At 41.5% G+C, this 13983-nt stretch carries 12 protein-coding genes and 5 tRNA genes; 5 read left to right on the top strand and 12 right to left on the bottom strand.

All coding sequences use genetic code 11. From position 1 onward, the window contains the following. Nucleotides 1–137 precede the first annotated feature (137 nt). The 8 genes from clpX to NO991_RS13020 form a co-directional block, all read right to left on the bottom strand. The gene (gene clpX, locus NO991_RS13055) at nt 138–1421 is read right to left on the bottom strand and encodes an ATP-dependent protease ATP-binding subunit ClpX (protein WP_054553147.1); all 1284 of its coding nucleotides are present in this window, start codon (nt 1419–1421) and stop codon (nt 138–140) included. A gap of 135 nt (nt 1422–1556) precedes the next feature. Continuing rightward, the gene (gene clpP / locus NO991_RS13050) at nt 1557–2174 is read right to left on the bottom strand and encodes an ATP-dependent Clp endopeptidase proteolytic subunit ClpP (protein WP_054553148.1); all 618 of its coding nucleotides are present in this window, start codon (nt 2172–2174) and stop codon (nt 1557–1559) included. Between the two features lie 273 nt (nt 2175–2447). Further along, nucleotides 2448–3752, bottom strand: coding sequence for a trigger factor (gene tig, locus NO991_RS13045; RefSeq protein WP_054553149.1), 1305 nt, complete (start codon nt 3750–3752; stop codon nt 2448–2450). Between the two features lie 410 nt (nt 3753–4162). After that, a tRNA-Pro gene (locus tag NO991_RS13040) sits at nt 4163–4239 on the bottom strand. Between the two features lie 123 nt (nt 4240–4362). Continuing rightward, nucleotides 4363–4439, bottom strand: a tRNA-Pro gene (locus tag NO991_RS13035). 16 nt (nt 4440–4455) lie between these two features. Next, nucleotides 4456–4531: transfer RNA gene (locus NO991_RS13030), tRNA-His, on the bottom strand. A gap of 23 nt (nt 4532–4554) precedes the next feature. Continuing rightward, nucleotides 4555–4631: transfer RNA gene (locus NO991_RS13025), tRNA-Arg, on the bottom strand. A gap of 50 nt (nt 4632–4681) precedes the next feature. Continuing rightward, nucleotides 4682–4758: transfer RNA gene (locus tag NO991_RS13020), tRNA-Pro, on the bottom strand. Between the two features lie 341 nt (nt 4759–5099). Between NO991_RS13020 and folD the strand changes: the two genes are divergently transcribed. After that, nucleotides 5100–5954 (top strand): bifunctional methylenetetrahydrofolate dehydrogenase/methenyltetrahydrofolate cyclohydrolase FolD, encoded by an 855-nt coding sequence (gene folD, locus NO991_RS13015; protein ID WP_054553151.1) that lies wholly within the window; start codon nt 5100–5102, stop codon nt 5952–5954. A gap of 50 nt (nt 5955–6004) precedes the next feature. On the opposite strand, the gene NO991_RS13010 is transcribed toward folD, so the two are convergent. Together NO991_RS13010 and cysS are read right to left on the bottom strand one after the other, a co-directional pair. Continuing rightward, a complete protein-coding gene (locus NO991_RS13010; protein ID WP_209327058.1) occupies nt 6005–6889 on the bottom strand; it encodes a DMT family transporter in 885 nt (294 codons plus the stop codon). A 137-nt stretch (nt 6890–7026) separates the two neighbouring features. Beyond that, nucleotides 7027–8406: a cysteine--tRNA ligase gene (gene cysS, locus NO991_RS13005; protein WP_054553153.1), complete on the bottom strand. Its 1380-nt coding sequence runs from the start codon at nt 8404–8406 to the stop codon at nt 7027–7029. Nucleotides 8407–8583: 177 nt separating this feature from the next. Between cysS and NO991_RS13000 the strand changes: the two genes are divergently transcribed. The 3 genes from NO991_RS13000 to NO991_RS12990 all read left to right on the top strand — a co-directional run bounded on the left by NO991_RS13000 (nt 8584) and on the right by NO991_RS12990 (nt 10708). Further along, nucleotides 8584–9075 carry a peptidylprolyl isomerase gene (locus NO991_RS13000; protein ID WP_054553154.1) on the top strand — a complete coding sequence of 164 codons (492 nt, stop codon included), beginning with the start codon at nt 8584–8586 and terminating at the stop codon, nt 9073–9075. 55 nt (nt 9076–9130) lie between these two features. Continuing rightward, nucleotides 9131–9865: a UDP-2,3-diacylglucosamine diphosphatase gene (locus NO991_RS12995; protein ID WP_054553155.1), complete on the top strand. Its 735-nt coding sequence runs from the start codon at nt 9131–9133 to the stop codon at nt 9863–9865. A 120-nt stretch (nt 9866–9985) separates the two neighbouring features. Beyond that, a complete protein-coding gene (locus NO991_RS12990) occupies nt 9986–10708 on the top strand; it encodes an amino acid ABC transporter substrate-binding protein (RefSeq protein ID WP_371352108.1) in 723 nt (240 codons plus the stop codon). A gap of 72 nt (nt 10709–10780) precedes the next feature. Here the strand turns inward: NO991_RS12990 and miaE are convergent, their stop codons facing one another. Then, nucleotides 10781–11539, bottom strand: a complete 759-nt coding sequence (gene miaE / locus NO991_RS12985) for a tRNA isopentenyl-2-thiomethyl-A-37 hydroxylase MiaE (protein WP_055021736.1) — start codon at nt 11537–11539, stop codon at nt 10781–10783. A 230-nt stretch (nt 11540–11769) separates the two neighbouring features. Between miaE and NO991_RS12980 the strand changes: the two genes are divergently transcribed. After that, nucleotides 11770–12369 (top strand): Yip1 family protein, encoded by a 600-nt coding sequence (locus NO991_RS12980; RefSeq protein WP_054553157.1) that lies wholly within the window; start codon nt 11770–11772, stop codon nt 12367–12369. Nucleotides 12370–12451: 82 nt separating this feature from the next. Here NO991_RS12980 and purF read toward each other — a convergent pair whose 3' ends face one another. Further along, on the bottom strand, nt 12452–13978 hold the full coding sequence (purF, locus tag NO991_RS12975; protein WP_054553158.1) for an amidophosphoribosyltransferase: 1527 nt from the start codon (nt 13976–13978) through the stop codon (nt 12452–12454). Nucleotides 13979–13983 lie beyond the last annotated feature (5 nt).

Genomic DNA, 13983 nt, shown 5'->3' with positions numbered 1-13983 from the left:
CTCTTCGCACTTCATTTATTTTAAAGATTACTCAAGTATATGGGGATATGTAAGGGAAAGTTCAACATATTTATAAAAAAAGGAGCCTTTGGCTCCTTTTTCGTGTTCAACTGCTTAACTTTTAAACTATTACAGCTTTATTCTGATGCAGCTTTGTCTTGGTTACCGCTTTGGTAAATCAAAATTGGGTCTGACTCACCTTTAATAACGGTTTCATCAATAACCACTTTGCTAACATCATCCATCGAAGGTAATTCATACATAGTATCAAGTAATACGCCTTCAACGATTGAACGTAAGCCACGAGCACCAGTCTTACGCTCCATTGCTTTATGAGCAATTGCGCTAAGTGCATCTTCGCGGAACTCAAGCTCAACATCTTCCATCGCAAACAATGCAGAGAACTGTTTAGTTAATGCATTTTTTGGTTCGCTAAGAATTTGAATAAGCGCTGCTTCATCTAGTTCAGTTAATGTCGCAACAACTGGAAGACGACCAATGAACTCAGGGATTAAACCGTATTTCACTAAATCTTCTGGTTCAACATCTTTAAATGTTTCACTTAAGCTACGGCTACCTGATGATTGCTTAACTTCAGCACCAAAACCAATACCGGTATTTTTATGGCTGCGTTGTTCAATCACTTTATCTAGGCCTGCAAACGCACCGCCACAGATAAATAGGATCTTAGATGTATCAACTTGCAAGAATTCTTGCTGTGGATGCTTACGGCCGCCTTGTGGTGGTACAGATGCAACCGTCCCTTCAATTAGCTTAAGTAAGGCTTGTTGTACACCTTCGCCCGATACGTCACGGGTGATCGATGGATTGTCAGACTTACGAGAAATCTTGTCGATTTCATCGATGTAAACAATACCACGTTGTGCTTTTTCTACGTCGTAATCACATTTTTGCAGTAGCTTTTGAATGATGTTTTCAACGTCTTCACCTACATAACCTGCTTCAGTTAGTGTCGTTGCATCCGCCATCGTGAATGGTACATCAAGTAAACGGGCCATGGTTTCAGCAAGTAATGTTTTACCACTACCTGTAGGACCGATTAGTAGAATATTACTCTTACCAAGCTCAATATCCGCATTGATTGTTTGATTGCGTAAACGTTTGTAGTGATTGTATACCGCAACCGACAGCACTTTTTTCGCGTGGTCTTGGCCAATCACGTAATCATCTAAGTGATTACGAATTTCTTTCGGCACAGGCAGTTTATCAGACGCATTATGCTTCGGCGCAATGTCTTTGATTTCTTCCCTGATAATATCGTTACACAGCTCAACACATTCATCGCAAATATATACTGAAGGACCAGCAATTAGTTTGCGAACTTCGTGCTGGCTTTTGCCGCAGAAAGAGCAGTATAACAATTTATTACTTTTGTCGCCGTCTGTAGGAGTGTCAGACATTCAGCTACCTCATTTATTACGTTGGCAGTAGCACTAGGCCACTGCTAATTCACTATGTTTAACTATATCAAAGAATATTAGTTTTCGCATAGTAAAGGGTGATAGCTAACAATACGTTATTATTAGCTATTCAGATTACTTCGATTCGCGGCTTGAAAATACTGAATCAACTAGGCCGTATTCAACCGCTTCGCTTGCGCTCATGAAGTTGTCGCGATCGGTATCACGAGAAACCACATCGAGTGGCTGGCCAGTATGTTCAGCCATTAAACGGTTTAGCTTATCTTTAATTGATAAGATTTCACGGGCATGAATTTCAAAGTCAGATGCCTGACCTTGGAAACCACCTAATGGTTGGTGGATCATTACACGTGAGTTAGGTAAACAAAAACGCTTACCTTTAGCACCACCTGATAGCAAAAATGCACCCATGCTTGCCGCTTGGCCAACACAAATTGTGCTTACATCAGGCTTGATAAAATTCATTGTATCGTAAATTGCCATACCCGCAGTCACAGAACCGCCTGGCGAATTGATATAAAGATAAATATCTTTTTCTGGGTTTTCTGATTCTAAAAACAGCATTTGCGCAAGAATCAAATTAGCCATGTTATCTTCTACTTGGCCAGTTAAGAAAATAATGCGCTCTTTTAAAAGACGTGAGTAAATATCATATGAGCGCTCACCTTTAGCTGTTTGTTCAACAACCATAGGGACTAGTGCGTTTAGAGGGTCTATCATACCGCTATTCATTCTTATTTAATTCCTTATCCGCTGCGACTCATCCTTACTATAAGGAAAGCACATTTATACTAATGTAAATTAAGCTGTCTATTCAATCTTTATAACTATATAGGAACTTATCAGAACAAATTCAATCCTCGTCGAAAAAAGTTCTGAAATAACATCAGTATTGTTGGTTTTTTTGAAACTGATACCACAAACTAAAATGGCCCGAGTACGCTGTATAAATACAGGGTAACACGAGCCATTTAATCGCTAGCGAGAGCTTAAGTCAATGACTTATTAAGCACCTTGCTGTGGATTCATGATGTCGTCGAATGCTTTTTCAACGTCAGTCACGTTTGCTTTAGCTAGGATAGCTTCAACTGCTTGCTCTTCCATCGCTACGTTGCGCATTTGCTGCATAAGCTGATCGTTTGCTTTGTAGTACTCTACTACTTCAGTTGGATCTTCGTATGCAGAAGCTACAGTTGCGATTAACTCTTCAACTTTAGCGTCGTCAACTTTAAGCTCGTTCGCTTTGATTACTTCACCTAGTAATAGGCCAGTCTTAACGCGAGTTACAGCTTGCTCGTGGAATAATTCAGCTGGAAGCTCAGGCATGTTTTTAGCGTCGCCACCGAAACGTTGTGCAGCTTGCTGACGTAGTGCATCAATTTCTTGATCTACTAGCGCTTTTGGCACTTCGATTTCGTTGTTAGCTAAAAGACCTTTGATAGCTTGATCTTTAACGTTAGCTTTAACTGCTTGGTCAAGCTCACGTGTCATGTTCTTTTTAACTTCTTCTTTAAGAGCGTCAACACCGCCTTCAGCTACACCGAATTTAGTTGCGAACTCGTCGTTAAGCTCAGGAAGCTCTTGAGTTTCAACTTTCTTAACAGTGATTGCGAAAGTAGCTGCTTTACCTTTAAGGTTTTCAGCGTGGTACTCTTCAGGGAAAGTTACTTCAGCAACAACTTCTTCGCCCGCTTTTTTGCCAACGATGTTGTCTTCGAAACCTGGGATCATACGACCTTGACCAAGTTCTAGTGGGAAGTCTTCAGCTTTACCGCCTTCGAACTCTTCGCCTTCGATAGAACCAACGAAGTCGATAGTTACACGATCGTTCTCGCCAGCAGCTGCGTCAACTTCAGCCCAAGAAGCGTGTTGCTTACGTAGAGTTTCTAGCATGTTAGCTAGGTCTTCGTCAGTTACAGATACAGCTGGCTTTTCAACAGCGATTTTATCTAAACCTTGGATTTCAACTTCTGGGTAAACTTCGAAAGTTGCATCGAATTCTAAATCTTTACCAGCTTCTAACGCTTTAGGAGCGAAAGTAGGTGAACCAGCTGGGTTAATTTTTTCAGAAACGATTGCTTCGATGTAGTTGCGTTGCATTAATTCGCCAGCAACTTCTTGACGTACTGCAGCACCGTAACGCTTGTTGATGATAGACGCTGGTACTTTACCAGGACGGAAACCATCGATACGCTGGGTTTTAGACAGTTGTTGTAAGCGTTTTTTTACTTCAGTCTCAACGTTCTCTGCAGGAACGGTGATGGTCAGACGGCGCTCAAGGCCTTGAGTCGTCTCAACAGAAACTTGCATGATTTACCTCAATCTTCAATTTTGGCGACTGTTCGCCTTCCTTACAAACAAGGTGATCTCCATGAGTGATAGCAAGTTTTAACGCTGAAAATTTCAACTTAAAACGGCGCATTGTAACCATGAGATACCATTGCTGCTTTGCCCCTATGGGCACTATGTTAAACAATAGACGCGGCATTATAACCTAATATTTATGATAGTCGAGTCTGGGGGGCAATTATTTGGCGTATATAGCAGCAATCAGCGTTTAAATGCGTAAAAAACGAACGCAACAAAATAACAAAGGAGAATTAAGCTGAATTAAAGGATGTGTTTAGAAATTTAGAAGTGGTCGGCGATGCAGGATTTGAACCTGAGACTGAATTGGATATACCCAAACCAATCGTTCTTTGACCATAATTCTTTAAAAGTGGTCGGCGATGCAGGATTTGAACCTGCGACCCCTTGGACCCAAACCAAGTGCGCTACCAAACTGCGCTAATCGCCGATACTGAGAGAAGTTTTGAAAATAAATACCGCTTAAGAAGTGGTCGGCGATGCAAAATTTACACCTTCGACTGAATTGGATATACCCAAACCAATCGTTCTTTGACCTTGAACTTTCTAAAAGTGGTCGGCGATGCAGGATTTGAACCTGCGACCCCTTGGACCCAAACCAAGTGCGCTACCAAACTGCGCTAATCGCCGATATCTTAGAGTAAATTGGGGTGACTGATGGGGCTCGAACCCACGACAACCGGAATCACAATCCGGGGCTCTACCAACTGAGCTACAATCACCACGGTATTTACATATTTTCAAATGGCGCACCCGGAAGGATTCGAACCTTCGACCAACGCCTTAGAAGGGCGTTGCTCTATCCAGCTGAGCTACGGGCGCATCGAAAACTTCATAAGTTTGCCTGTAAGCGCCGCTTCTTAAAGAAGAAGTGGTCGGCGATGCAGGATTTGAACCTGCGACCCCTTGGACCCAAACCAAGTGCGCTACCAAACTGCGCTAATCGCCGATGCTTACTGTTGTTTGCGAGTGACCTCGTTAACAACGGGGTGCATAATAGTGATTTGACCGAGTCAGGTCAAACATTTTTTTAAGAAAATAATTCAATCGGTCACTTTTAGTTCATAATGGTTAAATATTGCAAATATAAGCTAAAATTTGAACTCTTTTTTATAAAGTAGCGCTTTATATAAGATTGCATCTTGGCGCTATGATGCTTTTCTGCGAAAATACGCAGCATAAATAAATATGATCAAACAAACATGATTTGTGTATCCACGCCCCCTTTATTGGATAATCATATTTAGATGTATCAGTATCAAGTTAACTAACCCCAATTAAAGGTCACCCATGACGGCAAACATCATCGATGGTAAGGCAATAGCTAAACAAGTACGCAGCAATGTAGCAGAGCGAGTTGCAGAGCGTGTAGCGAATGGATTACGCGCTCCAGGACTAGCAGTTGTGTTAGTTGGTCAAGATCCAGCTAGCCAAGTGTATGTTGGTTCTAAACGTAAAGCATGTGAAGAAGTCGGCTTTGTATCTAAGTCTTACGATTTACCTGGCGACACAACTGAGCAAGACTTACTTGCATTAATAGATCAACTAAACGAAGACAAAGAAGTAGACGGTATCTTAGTACAGTTACCTTTACCACAAGGTCTTGATGCTGAAAAAATTCTTGAACGCATCACACCACATAAAGATGTTGATGGTTTCCACCCTTATAACATTGGTCGTTTAGCTCAGCGTATGCCGGCACTTCGCCCTTGTACGCCAAAAGGGATTATCACCCTACTTGACTCTACCGGTGTTCGCTACAAAGGTATGCACGCAGTTGTTGTTGGTGCATCAAACATTGTTGGTCGTCCTATGTCACTTGAGCTTTTACTTGCAGGCTGTACAACAACGGTGTGTCATAAGTTTACTCAAGATTTAGAAACGCATGTTCGCCGCGCCGATTTATTAGTTGTAGCGGTGGGTAAACCTGAGTTTATTCCGGGTGATTGGGTTAAAGAAGGTGCTATCGTAATCGATGTAGGTATTAACCGCCTTGAATCTGGCAAGCTTGTTGGTGATGTTGAATACGATATCGCTGAACAAAAAGCACATTTCATTACACCAGTACCAGGTGGTGTTGGTCCAATGACTGTGGCAAGCTTAATCGAAAACACCCTTGAAGCGTGTGAAAAGTACCACAGCTAAGAAGAGCTAAATTATTGCAAAAGGCTGCCAATTGGCAGCCTTTTTTGATTTTAAGTTTTTTGTAGTTTGAACAGTCTGAGCTTTAACATCTGGGGGAGCACTGAAAACACAATCATCATAAACATCAATAGGTATTGCCAGTCTTGATATTGTTCGTTTATGAGTAAAACAGCGCATACGATTCCCGCAATTGGGTTAGCTATCGTTCCGAATGAAAACTCAGCTACAGTCATGCGTCCTAATAACCAAACATACAGAATATAAGCGATGGCAGTATTGGGCACGATTAACCAAAATAATGCCGAATATTGCAGCGCTGAGATAGGCTCAAATACCACTTGGTATTGTTCTGGGTGAAGTAAACTGCCATCAATAAACGCAGCCAATAATAAAATAGTGCCGCCAATGATTAACTGCCAGGTAAGCACAACCCACCAATGAATATGCACCGACAAACTCTGTACCAAGGTGCTACCAATCACAATAGTCAGTAAGGCCCCAAATAAAGCAGCCACTCCCAATACATTTAATGACACGTGTGCTGGGTCAAACAACAACCATGCCAATACCACCAGCGCCATAGCACAGAATGCTTGAATTTTTGCAGGGCGCTGTCCTTTAGTAAGCCAAGCATATATCAAAGCAACAACCGGCACAGACACCATCCCTACCCCAGCTATAGCTGCAGGAAGGTTTACTGCCATGATAAAAATAAAGGCAAAAAACAACGCGATATTCACAGCACCTAGCGTTAACAAACTTGGCCACTGCGAACGGGTTGGCAAACTAGGTTTAAGTAATAAAAGTAACAACCCTGCAGGTAGTGCACGCAATGCGCCTAATAAAAGTGGCGGCCAATCAGGTGTGGCATATTTGGTTACTGCATAGGTGGTGCCCCATAAAAAGGCGGGGATCATGGCAAGTAAAATATTCAATGTCTGTCCTTGTTAATACGAAGAGATGGCAAGGTAAAAGCTCAAGTGCAGTTGAGGTCAATAGCTGTATCTAATTAAAAACAAAAAAGGTTGCCTCGTAGGCAACCTTTTTTAATGAGTTATCTTTCGATGGATACTTAGGCTTTACGCCACGTTGTTTTACCAGCAGAATCTTCGAGTACCACACCAAGTGCATTCAATGCATCGCGGGCTTCATCAGCTGCCGCCCAATCTTTGTTTGCGCGGGCTTCATTACGTTTTGCTATTAACGCTTCGATGTGTGCTACTTCATCATCAGCTTGGCCACCTTGTAAAAAGGCTTCTGGGTCTTGTTGTGCAACGCCTAGTACCTCTGCAACACTGCGCAGTACATAAGCGAGCTTACCAGCTTGCTCTGCATCGCTGTCTTTAACACGGTTTAGCTCTTTTGCTAGTTCAAATAACACGGGTAGTGCTTCTGGTGTGTTAAAGTCATCATCCATCGCTTTTCTGAATTTAGCCACATATTCATTGCTAGCTAAATCGCACTCGATTGGCGTTACGCCACGCAATGCAGTGTAAATACGTTCAAGTGACGAACGTGCTTGCTCAAGGTTTTCTTGCGAATAGTTAAGCTGGCTACGGTAATGACCTGAAATTAAGAAATAACGAACTGATTCAGCATCGTACTCTTTTAATACGTCACGTACGGTAAAAAAGTTGTTTAATGACTTAGACATCTTCTCTTTATTAACCTGTACCATACCTGTGTGGATCCACGTATTCACGTATTTGCCGTTATTTGCACAGCATGACTGAGCAATTTCGTTTTCATGGTGCGGGAACTGTAAATCTGAACCACCACCGTGAATATCAAAATGTTCGCCTAAGTGCTTAGAGCTCATTGCTGAACATTCGATATGCCAACCAGGACGACCCTCACCCCATGGTGAAGACCATGACGGCTCTTCTGGCTTGGCTTTTTTCCAAAGCACGAAATCAAGTGGATCTTGCTTATCTTGTGCAACTTCAACACGTGAACCAGCCTGTAGCATGGTTAGGTCTTGTTGTGATAAAGCACCATATTGCTCAAAGGTTGATACGTCAAACAATACATCACCATCTGCAGCAACATACGCATGGCCTTTGGCAATTAGACGCTCAACCATCGCGATGATTTCATCCATATGGTTTGTTACTGTAGGCTCAACATCCGGACGCAGCATATTTAAGCTGTCGAAATCTTCATGCATGGCTTTAGTCATACGAGTCGTTAAGTCATTAATTGACTCACCATTTTCGTTAGCACGCTTAATGATTTTGTCATCAACATCTGTGATGTTACGAACATATTTTAAATCGTAACCAATGTGGCGTAGGTAACGAACAATCACGTCAAAACCAACGAAAGTACGAGCATGACCGATGTGACAGTAATCATAAATGGTGATACCACACACGTACATGTCGATTTTGCCATCAACAAGGGGTTTAAACTGCTCTTTTTGTCGCGTAAGTGTGTTGTAAATTTGTACCATTTATAAAATGTCCTTAACGGTGTTTCGAGATTCTCTATGGTAACACTTGCAAAGCCGCTGCTCTAGCGCTTTATCAATTGAATAAGCAGTTTGTTAATCGTTTTAAACAAGCTCTTTGTTAATCAAACACAACTACTATAAAATAGCCCCATTATTAAACCTGATATAGGAAACCTCATGGTTGTACTACACACAAACTTTGGTGACATCACAATCAAGATGCACGAAAGCGATGCACCAAACACAGTTAAAAACTTCTTAGAGTATGCCAGCGCTGGCTTTTACAACGGTACTATCTTCCACCGAGTAATCGATGGTTTTATGGTACAAGGCGGTGGTTTTGAGCCGGGTATGGTTCAAAAAGAAGTAAACAACCCTATCGAAAATGAAGCAAACAACGGCCTTGCAAATAAAGTGGGCACATTAGCAATGGCACGTACGCCGGATCCACACTCAGCAACTGCGCAGTTCTTCATTAACGTTAACGACAATGACTTCTTAAACTTCAGCAGTGAAACATCACAAGGCTGGGGCTACTGCGTGTTCGCAGAAGTTGTTGAAGGTATGGACGTGGTAAACAAAATCAAAGGTGTTGCTACTGGCAGCGCTGGTTTCCACCAAGACGTACCTCTTGAAGATGTCATCATCGAAAAAGTAACGGTTAGCTAATTTAATCGTTTAGTCTTTTTAAGCGGGCCTGTTGCCCGCTTTTTTGCGAGTAACCATGAAACAAAGTTATTTTATTGCCGACCTCCATTTAACAGAAAACCGCCCAGACATCACTGCGGCATTTTTTGATTTTCTTGATAACAAGATTATTAATGATGACGTTGATGCGCTGTATATTTTGGGTGATTTTTTTGAAGTATGGGTCGGTGATGACTATCAAACTGACCTTTCAAAGAGTGTTGCCGCACGTTTAAGCCAAGTCAGTGAAAGTGGTACTGAGGTGTTTTTTATCCATGGTAATCGCGATTTCATTATGCGAGAAGACTATGCTAAAAGCGCAAGTATGACTTTACTACCTGAACAAGTTGTTATTGATTTATACGGAACTCCTACAGTTATCTTGCACGGTGATGAAATGTGCACTCAAGATATTGAATACCAAAAGTTTCGTAAAAAAAGCCGTGGTTGGTGGTGGCCAAAACTAATGCTTGCTATGCCGCTTTGGTATCGTAAGAAAATTGCCCGCAACGCCCGCGAAAAATCAAAACAAAGCCAAGCTGGCAAAGCATTAGAGATTTTAGATGTAACTGAAGATGCGGTTTTAGCCATGTTTGAAAAGCATCAGGTTGCTAATATGATCCACGGTCATACCCACCGCCCCAATGTGCATCACTATAATATAAATGGTAAAACGCTAACCCGCACTGTACTGGGTGACTGGTATGAACAAGGTTCATACTTAAGAGCTACCCCTGAAAAACAAAAACTAGTCCATACGCCCTTTAAATAAGCGTATTTTTAACTATGCTGTAAACAGTAATGTTAAATACCTTCTCTGTTTATGAACCGATTAAGCCTTTTCTGTTGCTGTTTACTGTTCAGCTTTTCAGTCCACTGCCAAACTTGGCAATTGGTCACTGAACCATTCCCACCCTATTTTATTGGTGAACAACACAAGCCTGGCTGGCTTCATGAAGTGATCATCGTAGCACTGAAAACACAAAATCAAAAAGCCTCTATCGAATATACTCAATGGGCTCGAGCATTAAAACTGGCAAAACGACATAGACGTGTGGCAGTACTCGGAGCTTATTATACTGAGTTAAGAACGCGAAGCTTTATTTATTCACAACCTCTTGCGACAGCTCACACAGTACTTTTTAAACGCGCAGGCAGCGAGATAACTTTTACTGGCTCACTATATTCACTAAAACCCTATACGATTAGTAAAGGAGAAGACTATGCAGTTAGCCCAGAGTTTGAACAACACCCAGAGCTTACTGTAACAACCACTTATAGCTTAATTGATAGCTTATTACTACTAAAACATGGCCGCGTTGATTTAGTTGCAGGCACAAAAGAAGTCGCTTTGTATTGGCTCAGCAACAGCGAGCGGTTACAACAAGCAAAGCAAGTAGAAGTTGAATATATTACCCCGACTTTAGCTACGCAAAATTTACACGTGATCAGCGACAAACATCATCCCCAAGCAATGCAATTTCAACGTAGCTTACATTTAGGTCTAAAAGCGATTGTGGCTTCAGGTGAACTAGAAGAAATTCTTCAAAGCTATGAGTTTACTGACGAGCAAACTCGTCAATTAACTCAATTATTAAGCAGAAACCTGCGCTAGTTGCGGTAATAAGAATTCAAATTTTAAGGAACTGAGCTTACTTGTAATACATAGGTACTCAAAAAAGCTTACCTAAGCTGGCACACCACTATGAAATTTAAAGTCTTCGTCAGGAGTTGATATAAGCTCAGCTTCAAGCTGACCAAAAAATTCCACACGCTCCGTGATATCAAACTCACTGATTTCTTGTGCAAGAGTTAAATAGTCTTGGTAATGACGCGCTTCAGAGCGCAATAATGAAATATAAAAGTCACCTAAGCGCTTATCAACATGCGGGGCTAATTTAGCAAAACGCTCGCATGAGCGGGCTTCGATGTAAGCACCGATAATTAATTTATCTACCAAAGCATCAGGCTCGTAAGTTTTTACATGGCGCAGCATTCCTTTGGCATAACGACATGGGGTAATGCTTTTATATTCAATGCCGTATTCATCCATGATCTCAAGCACTTGATAAAAGTGATGGAGCTCTTCTTTTATAAGCATCACCATTTTATCGATAAGGTCTTGCCCATAAGGTGAATTCGATTTTGGGATCATTGATTTAGTCAGCTTGTTTTTATCTGCAAGCTCTCGCCAATCACCTTCACGCTTATAAACAAGCGTTTCAAAGGGTTTTAACCACTCAAGCAACGCATCACTACTTTCTTTATCAACTGCATACTTACGAATTAAAAACATCGCAGACTGAGCTGCTTTTAATTCACAAATTAGGTGATCAATTAAAACCACATCTAAGTTTTCTTTTTTGGTTGCCGCAGCAATCCACTCATCAGGCGTTTCGCACTTTAAAAAAGAATGAATGGGCGCTAATAAATCAGAATAAGGCACTGAATAACTTCTCATCAAAAATCTTAATTCGATTTTATCACATAAATTAGCCCGCATTCCATGACCCACATCAGTGCAAAGTAATTTTCTATATGCACTAAAGAGTTACATTTAATCGGCTATATCGATTATTTCAGCTTCTTGACAAGATTTAATTACTGAACCATAACTTAATCAAAGCTGTACAAAAATAAAGCAGCTCATATTCCTTTTTTACAGGGGCAATAATTATGATTCTAAACCACTTATGGGGCTTATACGCTCACCCACTCGAAGAATGGCAGACAATTGATAACCGTCACGAAAGCTTGCGCTATAGCTTATCGCACATTTTATTAATTGCTTGTATCCCTTCACTCATGGGCTACTATTCATCAGTTTATTTGGGCTGGAGTATTGGCGCAGGTGAAGCAGTATATCTAACCCATGATAGTGCATTACTTATCGCGGTTGCGATGTACTTTGCACTAATTGCGGGCGTGTTTGCACTTGCATACTTAGCTCATTGGATGGCAGTGACCTTTGGTGCAAAACCCACCTTTACACAAACCCTAGAACTTGCTGCGTATACTGCCACGCCAGTATTTATGTCTTCATTTGCGGCATTCTTACCTGAGCTATGGTTTGTGGTGTGTGTAGGTCTTGTAGCACTGGCCTACTCAGTTTACTTGCTCTATACAGGAGTGCCAATTTTAATGCATATTCCTGAAGAGCGAGGTTTTATCTATGCCAGTTCAGTAGTCACGTGCGGGCTGATTTTATTGGTAATTATTTTAGCTGCGACAGCTATTTTATGGACTAACGGAATTGTCCACCCTATGTTTACTTGAGTTCATTGTTATTTTCCTTTCTTTCCATAAACAAAAAAGGAGCTGTGAAGCTCCTTTTTTATACCAATCAAATCAAGGCTGATTAATCAGCGCTGTTTTCTTCTTGGTTATGTAACTCTAAACTTGCTGACATCGCATTTTCACGAGTTGATTTCGCTGAATCATTACGTAAACGGTCAATGTGGTTTAGGTAATCTTGGTCGATATCACCTGTGATGTATTGACCATCAAATACTGATGTTTCAAAACGGGTGATTTCTGGGTTTTCTTGGCTTACTGCTGAGATTAAATCATCTAGCGATTGATAGATAAGACCATCTGCACCAATGCTGGCGTTGATATCTTCAACTTCACGGCCATGAGCAATTAGCTCAGCTGCCGATGGCATATCAATCCCGTAAACGTTCGGGAAACGAATCTCTGGCGCTGCTGATGCGAAGTAAACGTTCTTCGCACCTGACTCTCGGGCCATTTCAACGATTTGCGCTGACGTTGTACCACGAACAATTGAGTCATCAACAAGTAATACGTTTTTACCTTTGAACTCACGGTCAATGGCATTCAGTTTTTGACGAACTGACTTCTTACGCATTTCTTGGCCTGGCATGATAAACGTACGGCCAATGTAGCGGTTTTTAACAAAACCTTGGCGGTATGGCAGGTTAAGGGCTGATGCAATCTCAAGTGCTACGTCACATGATGTTTCTGGAATTGGAATAACCACGTCGATGTCTTTGTCAGCCCATTCACGTGCGATTTTCTCACCTAACTTAGTACCCATGTTTACACGTGTTGCATAAACAGACATACGGTCAATTGTTGAATCTGGGCGTGCAAAGTAAACAAACTCAAAGATACACGGCGAGTAAGTTGCTTTTTCAGCACACGCTTGTGAGAAAAGTTGACCATCTTCAGTTACGTAAATTGCTTCACCTGGTGCAACGTCACGAACAAACTCAAAGCCATCTGTTTTTAAAGCAACGCTTTCTGATGCAAACATGTACTCAGTACCATTTGCTGTTTCACGCTTACCAAATACTAATGGGCGAATACCGTTCGGATCACGAAACGCAACAATACCGTGACCAATGATCATTGCAATCGTTGCGTAACCACCGGTTACTTTATTATTCACTTCAGTAATCGCAGTGAAGATATCTTCAGCATCAAGTTTTAGCTTATTTGATTTGCTTAACTCATGTGCCACGATGTTAAGTAAAATTTCAGAGTCAGATGTTGTATTAACATGACGGCGAGCTTCTGAAAATAATTGCTGCTTTAATGCTTCTGCGTTTGTTAAGTTACCATTGTGCGCAAGTGCGATACCAAATGGCGAGTTAACATAGAAAGGTTGCGCTTCAGACGAGCTAGAAGAACCAGCTGTCGGGTAGCGAACATGGCCAATACCAATTGTACCTTGCAGACGTTTCATATGACGGGTATGAAATACATCTTTTACAAGGCCATTGGCTTTACGTAAGCTAAACGTGTTGTTTTCAATGGTAATGATGCCAGCTGCATCTTGACCGCGGTGTTGCAAAACAGTTAAGCCGTCATATAACGCCTGATTAACAGGAGAAGTTCCGACTATGCCAACGATACCACACATTAAAT

The sequence above is a fragment of the Pseudoalteromonas sp. DY56-GL22 genome (assembly GCF_041414715.1).
GTDB classification, from domain to species: Bacteria; Pseudomonadota; Gammaproteobacteria; order Enterobacterales; family Alteromonadaceae; genus Pseudoalteromonas; species Pseudoalteromonas simplex.
The sequence above is the reverse complement of the archived record's forward strand: the minus strand, read 5'-3'. Positions and strand labels throughout refer to the sequence as shown.

Excerpts from the sequence above, each read along its gene's own strand:
- clpX (WP_054553147.1), bottom strand. The coding sequence starts at position 1,421 with ATGTCTGACACTCCTACAGACGGCGACAAAAGTAATAAATTGTTATAC.
- clpP (WP_054553148.1), bottom strand. The coding sequence starts at position 2,174 with ATGAATAGCGGTATGATAGACCCTCTAAACGCACTAGTCCCTATGGTT.
- tig (WP_054553149.1), bottom strand. The coding sequence starts at position 3,752 with ATGCAAGTTTCTGTTGAGACGACTCAAGGCCTTGAGCGCCGTCTGACC.
- folD (WP_054553151.1), top strand. The coding sequence starts at position 5,100 with ATGACGGCAAACATCATCGATGGTAAGGCAATAGCTAAACAAGTACGC.
- cysS (WP_054553153.1), bottom strand. The coding sequence starts at position 8,406 with ATGGTACAAATTTACAACACACTTACGCGACAAAAAGAGCAGTTTAAA.
- NO991_RS13000 (WP_054553154.1), top strand. The coding sequence starts at position 8,584 with ATGGTTGTACTACACACAAACTTTGGTGACATCACAATCAAGATGCAC.
- NO991_RS12995 (WP_054553155.1), top strand. The coding sequence starts at position 9,131 with ATGAAACAAAGTTATTTTATTGCCGACCTCCATTTAACAGAAAACCGC.
- NO991_RS12980 (WP_054553157.1), top strand. The coding sequence starts at position 11,770 with ATGATTCTAAACCACTTATGGGGCTTATACGCTCACCCACTCGAAGAA.
- purF (WP_054553158.1), bottom strand. The coding sequence starts at position 13,978 with ATGTGTGGTATCGTTGGCATAGTCGGAACTTCTCCTGTTAATCAGGCG.